Here is an 18186-nt window from a genome sequence, read left to right as displayed (position 1 = left end):
GTCAGAAGGTGAAAATAGAAATAAATTATGAGATATTGGAAAACATGTTATATCACCTGTTTTATTTTTGTACTAATTCCACTTACATTGTATGGGCAGGAGGATATTGAACAGTTGCAGAAACTGGACAAGTTAATGTTTAGCGGAAGATATTTTGAATCAAAAGAATTGTATAAAAAAATATCAGAGACAACGACGATCCCTTCTGATTTAGAGTTATACTATAAATTTCGAATGGCGCAATTTTTAAACAAGACAGACAGTGTCGCCTACTATTTAGAGCAGTTTATACCTCACCATTATGAAACTTTTGGGGAGGAAACACTTGTTTTTTATTCTAATTTGTTTGATGCGTACATCGAACTAGGGGATACGGATAAGGCATTGGATACTTATCTGCAGATGAAACGAATTTGGAATGAAAGTTTTACAAAGACAACTACAGGCGGAAAAGAATATGAAGAATGGCGAACTGCTACAGAGAATTTCTTATCTTATGCTGAATATGCAGTGACCTTGCCTCCTATAAAAATGAAACGGAACGATACACTTTCTTTTGTTGACATAGAAGAAGGCGACAGACTTGTTTTTCAAGCAAAATATAATGGAATATTACAGCGCACTATCTTTGATACAGGGATAGGACCCTACTGTGTCCTAAGTAGAAAGTTGGCGGATGGGATGGGGGTTAGATATGACAGCATTGACGAGAATAAAGTAACGATCAATGAGGACTTGATTTCTGTCCGGAGTATCATTGATTCTATTGAAGTTGGAAATATAACTTTTTACAATATTCCAGCCTTCATTTACTTGGACACCGCGAGTGTTCCGTTTGTATCCGGTTCATCAATTAAGAGAAGAAAGAAGAGGAAGAAAGCGCAGACTGTTGTAGATTCGGTGCGTACATTGTTTACGGATTGTGTGTCTCTTGGACTGCCGGTAATGAAATTGATAGGGAAAATACAGACAGATTACGAACATAACAAAATGTGTTTCCCCGTCTCTGTGGCCAATGCTCACCTTCCTAAAGCCCCCAATATTTATGCATACAAATACGATTTGTATATGCGTATAAAACTCAATGGAGTTGCTTTTACAGCTAATCTGGATACGGGTTCTAATGAATATGTTACAGTTGATTCTGCATTTTATGAGAAACATCAGAAAGAACTGCCGATTGCTTCTACCTGTAAAAAGAATACATTCGGGGTAGTTATGCTGCATCAGGCCCGGGCGATCACATATAAAACTTTAAAAGATCCTGCAATAATATTTGATGATAAATTAATGCAGCCTCTTGGACCGGAAGCTGTAAAGACATATCCTCTTGGCCAAATCGTTCCCGGTATATTCTTTGATGGAGTTATAGGCAATGGCTTTTATCGGAGAATAGGAAAGAAAGTGCTGCTGGACCTTGATAATATGCGTCTTGAAGCAGTGCAATGAGAGTTGAAATAATCTAAATGAGAATAGAATAGACGAAATGAAAAAAAATAAAACTAAAGGACTTTTTGCATCGATAGTGCTTGGAGTGGCGGTTACAGCTTGTGCGCCTGCTTCTTCTAGTGGTACGGTGACAGTAGTGGACCGACCGGACATACAGTCCGTCAATACCAATTACATCGGGTATCGCGCTCCGCTTCGACCGTTGAATTTTATAAAGTTGCCGGTAGGCAGTATTCAGCCCGAAGGCTGGGTGAAGAAGTATCTCGAATTGCAGCGCGACGGTCTGACCGGACATTTGGGAGAGATCAGCGCTTGGCTGGAAAAGGATAATAATGCCTGGTTGACAACTGGTGGCGATCACGGTTGGGAGGAAGTTCCTTACTGGCTCAAAGGGTATGGCAATTTGGCATATATCCTGAATGACCCGAAGATGATTGAAGAAACCAAATATTGGATTGAAGGTGTATTTGCCAGTCGCCAGCCGGATGGCTATTTCGGTCCGGTCAATGAACGTAACGGCAAACGCGAACTTTGGGCACAGATGATTATGCTCTGGTGTCTGCAATCTTATTATGAGTATTCTCAAGATCAGCGTGTCATTGACCTGATGACGAATTACTTCAAGTGGCAGATGACTGTTCCCGACGACCAGCTTCTGGAAGATTACTGGGAGAACAGCCGTGGAGGTGATAACATCATCAGTATCTACTGGCTTTACAATCATACCGGGGATGCTTTCCTACTCGAATTAGCCGAGAAGATTCACCGTAACACAGCCGACTGGACGAAATCCACCTCCTTACCTAACTGGCACAATGTCAATATCGCCCAATGTTTCCGTGAACCGGCTACTTATTATATGCAGACGGGAGATTCAGCGATGCTGAAAGCCTCTTATAATGTCCATCATCTGATACGGCGTACTTTTGGTCAGGTTCCCGGTGGTATGTTCGGTGCGGACGAAAATGCCCGTCTGGGATATATTGATCCCCGTCAGGGAGTGGAAACCTGCGGACTGGTTGAACAAATGGCTTCTGATGAAATCATGCTTTGCATGACAGGAGATCCCATGTGGGCGGAACACTGTGAAGAAGTAGCGTTCAACTCTTATCCGGCTGCCGTGATGCCGGACTTCAAGGCATTGCGTTATATCACTTGTCCGAACCATGCCATCAGTGATTCGAAGAATCATCATCCGGGCATTGACAATCGTGGACCGTTCCTTTCGATGAATCCTTTCAGCAGTCGTTGCTGCCAACACAACCATGCACAAGGCTGGCCTTACTTCACCGAACATCTGGTATTGGCAACTCCCGACAACGGAGTGGCAACAGCTATTTATGCAGCTTGCAAAGCTACAGTGAAAGTGGGTGACGGCAAGGAAATCACTCTTCACGAAGAGACAAATTATCCTTTTGAAGAAGCTATTGCCTTTACTGTTTCTACCGGTGAAAAGGTCGCTTTTCCGTTCTATCTCCGTATTCCTTCATGGACTCAAAAGGCGGAAGTGCGGGTGAATGGCAAGAAAGTAAGTGCAGCTCCTGTAGCGGGAAAATATCTTTGCATCAATCGTGAGTGGGCGAATGGTGATCGTGTGGAATTGACTCTTCCGATGTCTTTGTCTATGCGTACCTGGCAGGTTAATAAAAACAGTGTAAGCGTAGATTACGGACCTTTGACTTTGTCTCTTAAGATTGCAGAGAAATATGTAGAGAAAGACAGTCGAGAAACAGCTATCGGTGATTCAAAATGGCAGAAAGGTGCTGATTCGAAGAAATGGCCTACTACTGAAATCTATCCGGATAGCCCCTGGAATTATTCATTGGTATTGGATAAGAAAGAACCTTTGAAGAATTTCAAGGTAATCCGTAAATCCTGGCCGGCTGACAACTATCCTTTCACAGCAACCAGTGTACCTTTAGAAGTAAAAGCTATCGGTCGTCCGGTACCTGAATGGAAGATAGACGAAACAGGACTGTGTGGCGTATTGCCGGAAGAAGATGCGGTGAAAGGTGATAAAGAAGAAATAACATTGATCCCCATGGGTGCGGCACGGTTGAGAATCTCTGCGTTCCCGAACACAAAAGAATAAATTAATAACTAGAAAACTTAGAATAAATGAAACGTATTGTTTTTTTAGATTACATCCGTGTGTTTGCATGCTTTCTCGTCATCCTTGTTCATGCCAGTGAAAACTTCTACTGTGCTCCCGGAGCCACTGATATGGCAGGTCCGCAGTCTTTTTTGGCAAATGAAGTAGACCGGTTATGGGTATCAGTGTACGACGGTTTTTCACGTATGGCAGTACCCCTGTTCATGATAGTCTCTGCCTTCCTGCTTGCACCGATGAAGGAAGAGCAGTCTATGTGGCAATTCTATCGCCAGCGCTGTCTTCGCATCCTTCCACCGTTTTTCATATTCATGATACTGTACAGCACTCTACCTATGTTGTGGGGACAGATAGACGGAGAAACATCTATGAAGGACTTGTCGCGGATATTCCTGAATTTCCCGACGCTAGCCGGACACTTGTGGTTTATGTATCCTCTGATAAGTCTTTATTTGTTTATCCCAATTATATCCCCATGGTTGAGAAAAGCCACGGCTAAAGAAGAGCGTTTCTTTATAGGGCTGTTCGTGTTGTCAACCTGTATGCCTTATCTCAATCGTTGGTGCGGTGAAGTGTGGGGACAATGTTTCTGGAATGAATACCACATGTTGTGGTACTTCTCCGGTTATCTGGGCTATCTTGTTCTGGCGCATTACATTCGTGTACACCTTACGTGGAACCGTTCCAAACGTTTCACTATAGGAACTATTTTAATGGTGATCGGTGCTGTATGGACTATTTATTCATTCTATGTGCAGGCTATACCCGGCGAACTCCATTCCACACCTGTAATAGAAATAGGATGGGCTTTCTGTACGATTAACTGTGTGCTTCTCACAACGGGTACATTCCTTATGTTTACATGTATCAAACGTCCGCAAGCTCCCAAGTTGGTGACAGAAACATCGAAACTTAGCTATGGTATGTATCTTATGCACATATTCTGGCTCGGACTGTGGGTGACTGTGTTCAAAGATACATTGGCGCTTCCCACTGTTGCCGCTATACCATGTATCGCAGTGGTTACGTTTATCTGTTGTTTTGTAACAACTAAGATCATTTCGTTTATACCGGGCAGTAAATGGATAGTAGGATAAATATCCGGAAACAATAAGATTTTGAATAGATAATCAAGTTTTTCCTGATTTTCTATTCAAAATCTTATTGTTTATAGCTTATTTCCCTCTTAATATCCTCTTTCTCTTTTCACCTCTTTCACCCCTTTGTAAACAGTTCTTTCCCAGCTTCTTACGGGTGAACCCTCCCTCTGTTTGGAGCTTTATGCCGCTTTCATCGGTTTCACCAAATATATATTCCCATATTTGGTATGTTTACGGGTGACCCCTGCCGCAAGCAAAACTTGCGCGAACGTAGCCGGATTACTTCCACGCATGGCAGCGGGGTTATACATCTTCAGTCTCCTGAATATGTCCGAAGCTGAGAGCCGTTCGCTTCCCTCTTCGTCGTTTTCAGCTATCCGGAAGCAGGCATGAAAGACTTCCTCTGCCGGACACGGATGATAAAAAGCAGCATTGTGGCGTTGCAGTTCCCGTTCCTCTTCTTTTGTGAACCAATAGCGGATGCCGGAGAGCAGTTCAGCTTTCAGTTGGGCATAGATCTGATCGTGCATGATACCTTCGCAGTCGATCAGATGTTCTGCTTCAATGCAGATGAATCGCCGGCTACCGGTGGGATCGGTGAGCAAGTCAAAACGGTTGCTTGTACCGATGAAAGAAGCGATGCGCGGCAAGTTGCGGAAATTCTTTTGATAAGCTTTGCAGATATTCAGGTTTGCCATTTGCATCAGATTCTTCAATAATGGCATTTGCTGCGTTCCGTATTTGTCAAATTCATCCATGTTCAGGAGTCCCATTTCGGCAAGTAACCTTTCCGGTTTTCCTTGTGCAGACAGTTTCAGGTTGTCCATGTAATAACGTGACAGTGCCGGCGGCATCAGTGCCTTGCAAAATGTGGATTTTTGTCGTCCCTGCTCGCTGCTGACAAGTATGGGGGCTACGCTGTTGGCATGTATTCCCGTCATGCCTAACCATTGGGCGGTGAGTCCCAGCATCCAGGTATGGAAGCTTTTTATCCAGAGCTGATTGTCAGAGACACGCTGCGCCAAAGCTTCCAGTCTGTCTGTCCCATCCCAGCCGGGCAGTTCTTCCATGTAAAGCCGGAAAGGATGGTATTCAGGAATACAAGTGGAATAAATGTAACGGCTCAAGTCTTTATCCCAGCAGGATATGCCCTGGTCGTGTGCTTCCATGCAGAAAGTGTTCAGTTCCCGCTTACTTACAGGTTCGAAAGGAACGGCACGTTTGTTGGCAGGACGATATTCCGTTTCTTCCGTCAATAGGTTGTAACGAAAATCATACTGTTTTTGCAGGAATGTACGTACCTCTTGGGTTAATCGGACCGGTTGTTTTCGTTCTGTCTCTTTCTTTTTTCCAGTAGGCGGTGCAGTGTCCGGCAGGGGAGCAGTATATATATCTTCATGACCTTCTGATTCTGGCGTTTTCAGTTGCTCTTCCTCGGTTTTCTCTGCTGCATCTTCTTTGTTCTTCTTCATTTGGAACAATTTTAGTTCCTTCAATACCTGTCTCCATATCAATGTTATTGCATTCATTATTTTTTCTGTTTTAAAGTGATTAAAATCGGTTTATTGTTCAGCGCTGATACTGCGAATGTACTATAGGATGAGGTCGGTTTGCAAGTATTTCTCCGGAAAAAATATTAATTTCTACGTATCTGAAGAAGTCGGCTTCTTATCATCCTTTTCTCTATTTTTTATCGTATCTTTGACGAAGAGTTATTGATGATTCACTTTCGTGGTCCAATCAAATGACAAGAGTGATCTAATTGGATAACGACTGTGATTTGAATGAACTACGATAGTGGTTTAATAATAAACTTAAAGTTTTTACATGAAATATATTCACTATCAAAACGTTAACTACTAATGGCTATACTTTACGATTGGTATGAGAATCCCGGTGAGTCCGATGATTCGGAAGAGAAAGGTTTGCATCCCCGCATTTTTTTGAATGGTAAGGTGGGAACGGATAAACTGTGCCGGATGATTCACGGACGCAGTTCGCTTTCCGTAGGTGATGTAAAAAATGCGTTCGAGATGCTTGCCCAAATTTGTGGTGAAGAACTACGTGAAGGACGCGAGGTACATATCGAGGGGCTAGGCTATTTTGCCCCTATTTTGAGGAGCACGCAAAAGGTGACCCGCAGTACTAAAAACAAATGGTCGAAGATGGAACTGAAAACGATCGGTTTCCGTCCGGATGCTCGCCTGCGGGGTGAATTGGTAGGTGTCAAAGCCAGCCGGAGTAAGTATGCGCGCCATTCGGAGTCTTTGTCGGAGGTGGAGATAGATATGCGGCTGAAGGAATATTTCGCCGATCATGACGTAATGCTTCGTTATGATTTTCAGGAAGTATGCTGTATGACACGGACTACGGCGAATCGTCATCTCCGGCGATTGCTGGAAGAAGGTAAATTGCGAAATATCGGCAAACGTATGCAGCCGATTTATGTGGCTGCAGCGGGTTATTACGGGGTGTCTCGTGATGTGCTTCGGCGGTAAATGGAAACGATTTGAGTAAGCGTCGATTTGAAGTGTGTCGGTGAAAGCGTGATAGAATGGCTTTTGCATGGTCGCTTTCACCCGCTTTCCTGCTCTGGACAGAGGTTTCGGGAAGAAAGTGGAAGCGGTGAAGGCTGTAATCATTTCGTATGATAATATAGGGCTTTTTTGTTTTTCGGTAAAAATATAGAGGTCGATTAATGATGTAAAGATACTTTTTTCTTATATTTGTGATTCAAGAGCACAAGATAAAGAGAATGATGAAACAGTCTATTTATTCTTTTAAACAATTACTGTCGGGAGGCTTGCTTTGTTGCGCGATTCTGTTGGCTGCTTATATATTTCAGGCATTTTTCCCTGAAATGTATGTTGATGCGTTTTCATCTTCCATACATCTTTCAATGTGGCTGACACTCTTTGTGGGAGCATTATTGTGGACATTCCGTGAGAGGGAGGCACATGGTATACCTTCCGAAATAACGGACTGGCAGTGTATCGCTGCTTTTCTTTTAATTACAGCAGATCAGATATATGTCGTTATGCCAAAAGAAATACATCAGGAGGTGGCACCGGCATTGTCTACCTATACAATTCCTACTTTAGTGGTTGTTGGCATATTGATAGCCGGTATAATTAAGTATTCGATTTCGTTATATCAAAAATTGCAGAATGAACGGCAACAATCTATTATTCAATCTCAAAAGTTACAGCAATTGCTAGCTTCTCCTTTATCTACCCAAAGAGGTATTTCTTTAGTTCGTAAATTGATAGAGAATAAATCTATTGCTCAATTGTCTGCCCAAGACTATCTATCATTGGTAGAAGGGTGTAGAACGATAGATCCTGACTTTTTTTGTTGGTTGAAGTCGCAAAACTTTCAGCTTCCTCCACGAGATATTGTGTTATGCGTATTGATCCGAATGTATAAAACAAAAGAAGAGATTTTGTCAGTTCTATGTGTAAGCGACGGATCTTATCGTACTATGCGATCACGTGCCCGGAAACGTTTAGGGATTGTAGATAAAGAATTGGAGGCTTTTTTACTGGAGATTAATTAACTCTTCTCTTATCTTTATGTGTCTAATATTTCTATTAGTTTGACGAAAGACTTAATTGCTGCAAGCATTCCTGACATCGCTGCACAATAAAACCATACTCGTTTATTAGAATATGCTTTTTCTGGCATACATTTGATTGCGCCTATTGTTAGTATGATCCATGAAAGAAAATCGAAGAAATGGATGAGAAACAGTTGAAGAATAGAATTGATGTTATCTATAAAAAGATCTAGATAACACATGGTAATGCAGACAGCGCATGTACTGCAATAAAGTATAATATAGCGAATCATTGTTATTGATTATTTATACAATTCTCATAATCTTTATTTGCTATTCTTATATTTGCTTTATATACTGCTGTTTCTTTCAAGTAACATGGTGAGAGAGGACCCATGCCCTTACAGTTTGTAGCTATGGCATTATCATACTCCGTTTCAGCTTGTTCGTATGCTGCTTGTCTCAATTCTTCACATTTACTGTTTCCATTTCCTTCTTTGCGTGTTTTTAATATCTTTCTTTTTGCTAGCCCACGACTTTTGGCATATTGCCTGAATAATAACAACCGTTCCTCTTCACTCAATCTTAAGAATACCGTACGTTCAAGCAAGCCTTTTTTAGCTTCATCCATTTGTCGGAGTTCTTCTTCCAGATTCGCTTTTTTGATGAAATCTTCCATATACTCATCATCATTCAGACTTTCCATGAGTTTGTCATATTCTTCATTATTTAGTTTGGATGTATAAGCACTAAACTTGTCCGCTAATTGTTCGCTACATCTTTCAAATTCATAAAACTCGTCTGAATTGGCAACGGAATCTATCAATACATTTCCTGTATTCCAAGTTTGAGAGACCAAGCTGCGTGTTTTGGCAATTGAGTTTACTTCTGTTGCTGTCTCATTTGTATAGTTGTATTCATCGGTGCTACAACTATAAATAAGGAATGTGGTCAATAATATTCCAAACAGTGTAATTATGTATATACTACTCTGTTTTTTGTTCTTGCTTTTCATGTCTTGTTTATAATTTAAATTAGGAAAAACAAAGAAAGGGATTTTACAGCAATTAGATGGAATGTTTTGTTCAAAAAATGAAATAATTTGTTCAAATAGCTGTTTGATGACTATAATAACTCATATATTAATGTTACAATTTAGATATAAAATGACTTTTTTAGGGCTCTATATGCCCGATAAATGCCTATATGACAGGGATAGGAGTGTAACGCTCTCTTGAATGGCATTTGTTATGCTCGTATCTTTGTGTAAAAATAATATTATGAAAGCAATGACAAAGCTGATTCCTATTATTTGCCTTTTTGTTATTATAGGCGGTTCTCTTTTATATTCTTGTTCACAAGAGAAGAAAAAGGAGACTGCTATTGTACTTCCGTTGGAGGCAGCTTTGTCACAGGCTGGAGAAAATCGTGTTGAACTTGAGAAGGTTTTACATCGTTATCAATCCAATCCATCGGATAGCTTGAAATATAGGGCAGCTTGTTTTCTGATAGAGAATATGCCATCTTATACCTATTATAAAGGTAAGCTGCTGGAACAATACCTCACTTTCTTTACTCTCTTGCAAGAAGCGCGGAGTAAAAAGGTATATCCACAAGCAATGGTGGATTCTATCAGAAGGATGTATGGACCGTTTTCTTTAGATTCTTTGCAGTATTGCAAAGACGTTTTGACAGTCGATTCTGCTTATTTATGTAGTAACATCGACTGGGCATTTAAAGTTTGGCAGGATCAGCCTTGGGGGAAGAATGTCTTTTTTGCCGATTTTTGCGAGTATATTCTTCCTTATCGTATTGGTGATGAAATATTAAGCTATTGGCGTGAGGATATTTATCGAAAGTATAATCCTTTGCTTGATTCGCTGCGTGCTTCCACAGTTCTTGATATAGAAGATCCGCTTGTTGCCGCCCGTTGTTTGTGCGATTCTCTTCGTAAACGTAGCCGCTTCTTTACAACTACGGTTCCGCAAGGACTTCCTCATGTAGGGCCGGAGATTGCTCAAAGCGTTTCGGGCAGTTGTCGTGAACTTTCCGATTATGTCGTTTATGTTTGTCGTGCGTTGGGAATTCCTTGTGCCATAGATTTTATGCCTCTTCATGGAGGTGGAAATGATGGGCATCAGTGGGTGTCGTTCACAGATAAATATGGTACGCTTTATTTTCAGGAGTATCCGGATAAGATAAAAGAAGTCCGTAAGGATAAGATGTGTGGAGCTTCGAAAATAAAGGTTTATCGGAATACGTTCAGTCTTAATCGTATTATGCAGGCAGAAATGCAACGCTTGGATACGACTGTTGTACCTTTCTTCCGAGATCCGCACATCGTTGACGTAACAGCCGATTACGCAAAGACATACAAAAAGAAACTGGAGATTCCTGCATCTATGCTTTATTCGGGAAAGCCCCGTTCGCGTATCGCTTATCTTTGTGGCAGTAGCCGCATGGATTGGGAGCCTGTGGCATGGGCGGAATTTGATGGTAAACATCTTGCTTTCAGCGATGTCCAGATAGAACCCGTCATGCGGATAGCAACTTATGAACGGGGAAGGCTTCGTTTTTGGACTGATCCTTTTGAAATGACTGTTTCCGGTGAATTTCATGTTTTTACTCCGTCAGATAGTGTTCAGGATGTAACGCTGTTTGCTAAATATCCTTTGTGGCAAGATGAGAAGTATCAGAAACGTATGATAGGAGGTGTTTTTGAAGGAAGTAATGATCCGGATTTTCGTCAGAAAGAGGTGCTTTTCCTGATAGAAAAGCAACCCGAACGGTTGCGGACGATGGCGTATTCCCGTTCTTTGACGCCTTTTCGGTATGTCCGCTATATAGGACCGGAAAAGGGACATTGCAATGTGGCGGAAATAGAGTTTTATGAAGCAGGTGGACTGTTGCCATTAAGCGGTAGAGTTATAGGCACTCCCGGTTGCTATCAACAGGATGGTTCGCACGAATATACAAATGCATTTGACGGTAATACAGAAACGTCTTTTGATTACACGGAACCCTATGGCGGCTGGACAGGGTTAGACCTAGGCACGTCGAAGGTGATAGATAAGATAATTTATACGCCTGCCAACCGGGATAATTATGTTCGGTCGTTGGATGACTATGAGTTGTCATATTGTACAAAGAGAGGGTGGAGGACCTTAGGACAGCAAACGGCGATGTTGGATTCGTTGGTTTACAGGGGTGTTCCTAAAGGGGCGTTGCTGTTGTTGCAGAATCATACACGAGGGAAGCAGGAACGGATTTTGGTGTATGAGGAGGGAAAGCAGGTGTGGAAGTAGTAAGTTGCTTTACATATTTGTTAATTTTAAAAGTACATTGTTATGAAAAAAGTATTGTTAGTTTTAGGTTTTATTTCTTTTATCCTTGTTGGATGTAGTTATGAAGTTGATAGTTTAGAGACTTCGGATTCTGTGAATTCAAATATCATCGGAGAGTATATAGATGTTTCTCCTGATTTAATAGATTTCAGTAATGTACAGAGGTGTAAGGCTGAAATAAATCATTATATGAAAGCTTTTGCAAGATACCATGCTTATGTGGATTCTGATGGAGACAAATTAATATATAAAGGACCAAATTCTACTGATTTGAATATTTCACAGCGATTGTTTACTCATCTAGAACAGGGCTTAAGGCAAACAAATGATGATATTGCGAAAGGAGTTATTTGTTTGATTAAAGAAAACGGACAATATAAATTGGTATCTCCAAAATCGTTAGGTAAGAGAAAGAAAATATCTCGTGTGATGTTGAAAACACGTGGGGTAGAAGCTGATGGAACACCTTTTAAGCCTGGAGATTTAAGTGGTTCGGAGGAGGAAATCGGAGAATCTGTTGTAAATGGATTGAAACAGTTCTTTACCAATGTTAATAGTGAAGAAAGTTATTATGGCTATATAGGAGATTACGTGGATCTAACATCGCGTGATTGGTCGCAAGATGGTTCAATGATTGATGGCTATTTTAGATTTAATGAACAGCCCTGTTATTATTCAGTAGTAAATTTGAATGCTGGAATGAATGATAATATAGGGTATAATGAATTATGTACATCTGAAATTGTCGAAGATAATATAAATAACGTATATCAGATTAAAGCTATAGCTTGTTATCAACAGACTTCTGCTATTGTGATTACAGTTTATGATTATGATACTTTTCAGGCAATGAGGAAGTATTTAGGTTGCTAATTTATTGTTACTAAAATGAAACAAAAGATTTGTTTATTCCTCTTGGGAGTCATATTGTTTGTTTGTCAGACAAAAGCATCTACAATAAACGATGTGTCTGCTATAGAGACAGAAATGATTAACTTTTTCCGTTCTACATTGCAACGTAACTACGGCAGTTCTGACGGAAAAGCAGTAAAGTTGATGATGGATGCTCTTCTGCATTATAAATTTCATTATATTATTGATGTGGATAAAGAGGCTTTGAAAGCTATTAATGACAAACTTTATCCGGATATGTTTGGTAGCTATTTTGTAGAGACTAAAGAGCATCCGATTGATTCACTTCATACGAATTGGAAACGGTACGATCCTTATCATATTATTTGTGGCTATGAATTCAAGAAACAAGTGAATGGAGAAACTTATTATCAGAAGGAACTGTCACAGGCTACATCTCCTTTATTTAAGGAAATATGCAATGCGTATGAAGCAACCGGCAGTTTACCTTTTACTGTCGTTTTGGGAAAGTTCCGAGCCAACAACCATCAATGTTTGGATGCTTTTGAAACGGATAGGGATGTTCAGATGCTTTTCACTTTTTTCTTTTGGCGTTATTTATGTTATTGCGTGAATATTGATTTTATGACAGGGAAGGATAAAACGGAATTGTATATAGATATGAGAAGATAAGAAGCATAAATTTAATTTCATCAATAGACGGTGATAAATCATTTTTTATAATATGAACAGACAGAAGATTTATTTGGCATTAGTCTTGGCATTAATATTCATGTCAAGTTGTGGCTCTTCTGCTAAGTTAGCAAAGAATCATGATGAAATGAAGAGTGATCCAAGAATATGGGATTATCTTAACGTCAGTGATAGAGAACGTACATTGGTTGATTCTATTGTAGCATTGGATGAATATGCTGTATTTCTTGATTCATACAAAAAGTATCGGACAAAGAAAAATGCTATGCGTGAGGGCGAAGATGTGGAACAAACGAAAGAGTTTGCGGAATATGTGGCAGCGTGTTCTAAAATATTCAGGATTATTGATAAGTTGAAATTAAGTAAAGATGCGTCTATCGCTGTGTTTGAGAATCTATATAGAGTTGCTAATAATAAATTGAATTGAATCACTATGGCATCTGTATAAGAGTAGATAGAACAAGTGAGACAATAAAGAATATGATTCAGGAAGATAAAACGTCAACTAAAAAGATGTTGTCGACTAAGAATAACATTTATATAGGACTATGTATCTTATATATATTGTTATCAATGATAAACAGGAAATATCCGATAGGAGATGTAACGCTGCATATCGTTTATCTTTCAACTTGGTTTTTTCTTTTATTATGGGAAATTGTAGATGTACTTATAAATAAAAAGAAAGATTTTGGGTGCATAATTATAATTTCGATGGTGCTGGTTACGTCCATTGCAAATATGTTGAGGTAGATAGAAACAAGATGATAAAAGATATAAATTTAATATATGCGAAAATGAAATATACACGGACATTATTAATTATTGTATTTGCTTCTGTTGTCCAGCTATTTTACGGGCAAGAAAGATACACAATCAGCGGTGAGTTTCCAGATCGTTCTTTGGATGGTGAGTATGTGTTTCTATATGAACATTCGGCTCTTGTTGAAGAACCTGAACGTATGAAGCAAGCATTCAAAGATACCATATTGGTAGTTGGTAATACATTCCATTACGAAGGAACGCTCAACCGGAAACCTTTTTTGGTTTCTCTCTCTTGCAGTAAAGGTAGACAGTTTCGTTATAATACCTCTTTCGTTATAGAACCGGGGGATATTCAACTTCGCATTGTTGATTGGGGAAGTGAGGGGAATGTTTCCGGTGCTCCTATTAATAATGATTATAATGCGTACATTATCGAATGTAAAAAGCAAGTAGACAAGATGCTCTATTTGATGAGAACCAAGCGGGAAGAGGAAGTGATGAAAAGTGATGCACGTCTAAATGCGTCGTTTCGAGATGCGTATATACGTTCCACAGAAGGTTGTTTGCTTTTTGGAGAAAAATATACCCAATATCCCGATGTTATCCGATCTTGGTTGGCTATGTATATAGACCCTATTAATCAAACTGCGGGAGATGAGGCTATTTTATCGCGATTCTTGCATGTTGTCGATTTAATGCCTGAGGCAGAACGCGATATTCTTTTAGCTTGGCGGGAGTATAGAACCGAGTTGCAAGAACATATGGCAAAGGCTAGGGCCTTGAAAGACAGTCTGGATGCTAAAAGGCCTCGCTTTATTGAGGTTGTTCCTAATCATTCATCATCAACAACGGAAAATGAATAGAACTAATATACATTTGAATATGAGAAAAAAACTTAGAAAATCATTTTTCTGTTTGTTGTCTACTATAATTATTTGTTTATGGTTGTTTAGTTGTGACGAGCATATATGTAAAATATACAGTAATCGATCATTTGAAGATATTCGCTCAATTGCATATAACACTAAAGAAGCTTTTTGTATAGTCTTGGTAGATTCCACTCAGGAGTTGTCTCGAGAGTATTGTTTGAAGAATAAAAAAAATATAGATGTCAATAAAACTATTTATAATATTGTAGATATTAATATCTCTTCAAATGAATGGTATATGAAGTGGCTTTGTCCTTTGTCGTTACCTTTGACCTGCGTGTTTTCAGAAGAAGGCACACTCATTGATTTGATTCCAGGTGCAACAAAAGAGACTTTTTTATATACAGCCAAAGCTATTTCTGATAAAAAAATAACTAATTATCATTATCCTAACCGCTTTAAACTTTCTAAATGTACCGCCATCTCTTTATTAAACCAAGTCTTGGAATGTAAGATGGATTTAGATCAGGGAATATATGTTCCAACGGTTCTAAGTAATCCAATTGATTCATTAAAGTATCCATACTCCTTTTATTGGGGAATTGTAGGAGAACTAATGGAAAATGATACTGTTGAATCCAAAATATTGGCAAGGTCAATGCTGGAATTGGAAACCCCTTATTATTTGCAATTGTTTAAAAATGAATTTATTACAGCGAAAAAGGTCCTGAATCCGGATTTTGAAATAAATGATGAACCTAGCATTAGAATAGACAATGATATAGTATCTCTTTCTGATTGTAAAGTTGGTGAGAATGTATCTTTTGTGATTCCCATTTATAATGACGGAAAATATCCTTTAAAGATCTCGAAGATTTTTACAAGTTGTTCTTGTTTGAGTCTAATAGACCATACGAAGGAGTTTGTTGTTTCTCCGAAGGATTCTGTAATGGTTAGATTTAACTTTAGATCAGAAGAATCAGGAGAAGTCACTAGGGACGTTTTTATAACTTCCAATTCGATAAATAGACCTATTCTATATGTGAAAATATTGGCTGATATATATTGATTATTAATTTAAAAACAAAAATGATGAGAAAATTATTATTTGTCGTAATTGGTGTTACTTTTCTTGTACAAGGTTGTTCGCTGAATGATGGTTTTATAGACGAACAAATAGCTTCTGAAAAAGAGATTGTGAGAGAAGATATTGATTTTCCAAAACAGGTTGAGGCTTTCGGGAAAGGAGTGGCCAAAGAAATTGAAGTTACAGTAGGAAAATTGAATGATCTGAATGTGGACTATTCGGAAATTGCAGGCTCTAAGAATTTTCGTGAGAAGTTTTATGATGATTGGTATAATGCGAACCCTACAATAGCCAAAAGCCGTACTGTAGGAACAACTCACCCGCTTGATATGATGAGTGCAATTGAACTAATAGAAAGATACAATTCTTTGACAAATAAGCAGTTGGATTTTATTCGAGAAATCATTAGTGAATGCAAAAAAAGTAAATCCGATCAAGATTTATTGGATAGGTTGATAGACTTGAATGAAGAAATTCATTCGCAAGTTCCGGAAATAGAACAAGAAAGATTGTTGAATATTATTGCAGTTCTATATTATGGACTACAAAAAGTGTCTTATCTTGAAAACCAAGGTCTGATGTTGAAGACTCCATATAATAGTATTAAAATTACAAAGGTTAAAACGAGATCGGGCGATGTGAATGTAGGAAGTATATTGGGATATTGTCGCGATTTGACTGGAACAGTTTGGGGAATTGCTCTTGCTGAACCGACGCCATACGGTGAAGTTGGAGCTACTATTGGAACCGCTTTAATTTATATTGGAGCCGCTGCTACAATAATATATGAAGTAGTTTCATGTGATGAATATGAAGAGGGAGGGACCATAACGGGTACTAACACTCAGTATAATATAGGTGAATGTATAGAATTTTATGATCAATGTCAACGAATGGGTGGGTGGCAGTCGACTATATGGAATGGTTCTTCAGAATGCAAACATTGCTTAGACGATTGTAGGTCAAATGGAACATGGAATTGTCAAGGAAATTAACTAATGTTGTATATGAAAGGCTTTAAAATTATTATTAATGAAGCAGAAGTTGTACTTGCTGCAATTCCTGACGGAATTCTCAATTTCATTCTTGCATTAGATAATTCTGGTGTGCTATTGTTTGTAGGCGGAATCGATCCTGCGACAGAATCGCATGTCTATTGGTATTATGACCGTTGTCTCAACGTCAATGATAACCTGACTCTACAAATAGAGGATTTTGATCAGTGTTCTCCTATTGTACATATCAAACCAAGAAGTAAAGCTTCGCTTATGGCAGAATACAATACACTTAAAGAACAACTTAGTAAACAAGGATTAATATGAAAGGGATACTATTAAAATATAATGATTACACCTATAAAATAAGTGTTGCTTCTGCTGCCTCCATTGTGGTTGGCCTAAATGGAATAAGAAACTTTGAATGTCATTTACAAGCAGGTGCTTTCGACCCGCAAAGAAACAGCTTCATTCAGTGGGTAGGAGAATTTGTACCATTGGATGTTAAATTGTCCATAACGGTTGGTAATATAGATGCCGTTTCGGAACCTATTAGAGTGGATGAACGCACGGAAGATCGTTGCTGTGTCGCTGATGATAAGATTAATGATTCCGAGGACTGGGAAAATAAGTTACGCCGTTTCAGACATCTTGAAGCCATTTTAAAAGAGAAATAGATTATGATAGGATTTAAAATATATATTAATGATGAGAAACCTATAATAATGGCTTCAGATAGCATTATATCTGTGATACTTAGGTATGGTTATCCTTCGGAGGCCATTATTAGTTTGATTGGGAGGGATTGTTCTAACGATCTTACTTGGCTTAAAGGTAAGCCGGAGATTGGTGATAAGATAATAATAAAAGTCGTTGAGACAGATGAGGTATCGCCATGTAAAAAAACGAAAAGTGACAGGGAACGGATGATACGACAGTATGAACGACTCAAAGTTAAACTTCAAGAGAAAGGACTTATATAGGATGAAGGGGCTTATTGTAAAATACAAAGATAAGGTATGTAAGGCTAGTGTTCCTCTCGGTGGAGCACTTCTTACTGCTGATGTTACTTGGCATAGTGGTGCATATTGGAGCGTTGGAGGTTTGAAAATGCCTGAAGAGGTACACTTTATATGGAATAGTGGTATGTTAGAGGTAGGAGATGTAATAGAAGTGGAAGTTGCAGAATTTGATGAAGCCTCAATGCCTGTTGCAGATGAAAAGCACAGTTCTTTGATGAAAAAGATGTCGGAGAGGGTAGAGGATTATTCAAAAGATTTGGAATTTTACTACCGGTTGAAAAAGGTATTGGAGGATGAGAACTTGATTTAATACTAAGATAAAA

General features: G+C 39.0%; 17 protein-coding genes. 15 read left to right on the top strand and 2 right to left on the bottom strand.

Translation table 11 applies throughout. The features are described from left to right. The first annotated feature begins 27 nt into the window (after positions 1-27). From KSX81_RS09860 to KSX81_RS09850, 3 genes are read left to right on the top strand one after another with little or no spacing between them, the layout of a single operon-like run. Entirely contained in the window at positions 28-1449 is a 1422-nt protein-coding gene (locus KSX81_RS09860; protein ID WP_217725867.1) for a retropepsin-like aspartic protease, read from the top strand. 37 nt (positions 1450-1486) lie between these two features. Beyond that, on the top strand, positions 1487-3541 hold the full coding sequence (locus KSX81_RS09855; RefSeq protein ID WP_118419079.1) for a beta-L-arabinofuranosidase domain-containing protein: 2055 nt from the start codon (positions 1487-1489) through the stop codon (positions 3539-3541). Positions 3542-3567: 26 nt separating this feature from the next. Continuing rightward, positions 3568-4656, top strand: a complete 1089-nt coding sequence (locus KSX81_RS09850) for an acyltransferase (protein ID WP_118419078.1) — start codon at positions 3568-3570, stop codon at positions 4654-4656. A 182-nt stretch (positions 4657-4838) separates the two neighbouring features. Here KSX81_RS09850 and KSX81_RS09845 read toward each other — a convergent pair whose 3' ends face one another. After that, the gene (locus tag KSX81_RS09845) at positions 4839-6188 is read right to left on the bottom strand and encodes a VapE domain-containing protein (RefSeq protein WP_217725866.1); all 1350 of its coding nucleotides are present in this window, start codon (positions 6186-6188) and stop codon (positions 4839-4841) included. Between the two features lie 333 nt (positions 6189-6521). Between KSX81_RS09845 and KSX81_RS09840 the strand changes: the two genes are divergently transcribed. Next, positions 6522-7157 carry an HU family DNA-binding protein gene (locus KSX81_RS09840; RefSeq protein ID WP_049701691.1) on the top strand — a complete coding sequence of 212 codons (636 nt, stop codon included), beginning with the start codon at positions 6522-6524 and terminating at the stop codon, positions 7155-7157. Between the two features lie 257 nt (positions 7158-7414). Beyond that, a complete protein-coding gene (locus KSX81_RS09835; RefSeq protein ID WP_229119720.1) occupies positions 7415-8215 on the top strand; it encodes a helix-turn-helix transcriptional regulator in 801 nt (266 codons plus the stop codon). Between the two features lie 295 nt (positions 8216-8510). On the opposite strand, the gene KSX81_RS09830 is transcribed toward KSX81_RS09835, so the two are convergent. Beyond that, a complete protein-coding gene (locus KSX81_RS09830; protein ID WP_195636889.1) occupies positions 8511-9230 on the bottom strand; it encodes a hypothetical protein in 720 nt (239 codons plus the stop codon). A 265-nt stretch (positions 9231-9495) separates the two neighbouring features. Between KSX81_RS09830 and KSX81_RS09825 the strand changes: the two genes are divergently transcribed. From KSX81_RS09825 to KSX81_RS09780, 10 genes are all read left to right on the top strand, one after another. Continuing rightward, positions 9496-11520, top strand: a complete 2025-nt coding sequence (locus KSX81_RS09825; RefSeq protein ID WP_195402091.1) for a discoidin domain-containing protein — start codon at positions 9496-9498, stop codon at positions 11518-11520. Between the two features lie 42 nt (positions 11521-11562). Next, positions 11563-12432: a hypothetical protein gene (locus KSX81_RS09820; RefSeq protein ID WP_004322367.1), complete on the top strand. Its 870-nt coding sequence runs from the start codon at positions 11563-11565 to the stop codon at positions 12430-12432. Positions 12433-12447: 15 nt separating this feature from the next. Beyond that, complete coding sequence (locus KSX81_RS09815; RefSeq protein ID WP_004322366.1) at positions 12448-13104, top strand: hypothetical protein; 657 nt, start codon at positions 12448-12450, stop codon at positions 13102-13104. A 52-nt stretch (positions 13105-13156) separates the two neighbouring features. After that, positions 13157-13552, top strand: a complete 396-nt coding sequence (locus KSX81_RS09810) for a hypothetical protein (RefSeq protein WP_004322365.1) — start codon at positions 13157-13159, stop codon at positions 13550-13552. A 337-nt stretch (positions 13553-13889) separates the two neighbouring features. Further along, positions 13890-14753 carry a DUF4369 domain-containing protein gene (locus KSX81_RS09805; RefSeq protein WP_049942670.1) on the top strand — a complete coding sequence of 288 codons (864 nt, stop codon included), beginning with the start codon at positions 13890-13892 and terminating at the stop codon, positions 14751-14753. Between the two features lie 19 nt (positions 14754-14772). Then, positions 14773-15828, top strand: coding sequence for a DUF1573 domain-containing protein (locus KSX81_RS09800; RefSeq protein ID WP_004322362.1), 1056 nt, complete (start codon positions 14773-14775; stop codon positions 15826-15828). Between the two features lie 20 nt (positions 15829-15848). Continuing rightward, positions 15849-16841 (top strand): hypothetical protein, encoded by a 993-nt coding sequence (locus tag KSX81_RS09795; RefSeq protein ID WP_004322361.1) that lies wholly within the window; start codon positions 15849-15851, stop codon positions 16839-16841. A 12-nt stretch (positions 16842-16853) separates the two neighbouring features. Further along, entirely contained in the window at positions 16854-17168 is a 315-nt protein-coding gene (locus KSX81_RS09790) for a hypothetical protein (RefSeq protein ID WP_004322360.1), read from the top strand. Further along, entirely contained in the window at positions 17165-17518 is a 354-nt protein-coding gene (locus KSX81_RS09785) for a hypothetical protein (RefSeq protein ID WP_004322359.1), read from the top strand. The genes KSX81_RS09790 and KSX81_RS09785 overlap by 4 nt, the downstream gene beginning before the upstream one ends. A gap of 262 nt (positions 17519-17780) precedes the next feature. Beyond that, positions 17781-18173: a hypothetical protein gene (locus KSX81_RS09780; protein ID WP_229070480.1), complete on the top strand. Its 393-nt coding sequence runs from the start codon at positions 17781-17783 to the stop codon at positions 18171-18173. The last annotated feature ends 13 nt before the right edge of the window (positions 18174-18186 follow it).

Origin of the sequence: Bacteroides sp. MSK.18.37, from assembly GCF_019129155.2 — a bacterium.
Classification (GTDB): Bacteria; Bacteroidota; Bacteroidia; order Bacteroidales; family Bacteroidaceae; genus Bacteroides; species Bacteroides ovatus.
This window is presented reverse-complemented; position numbering and strand designations above follow the sequence as displayed.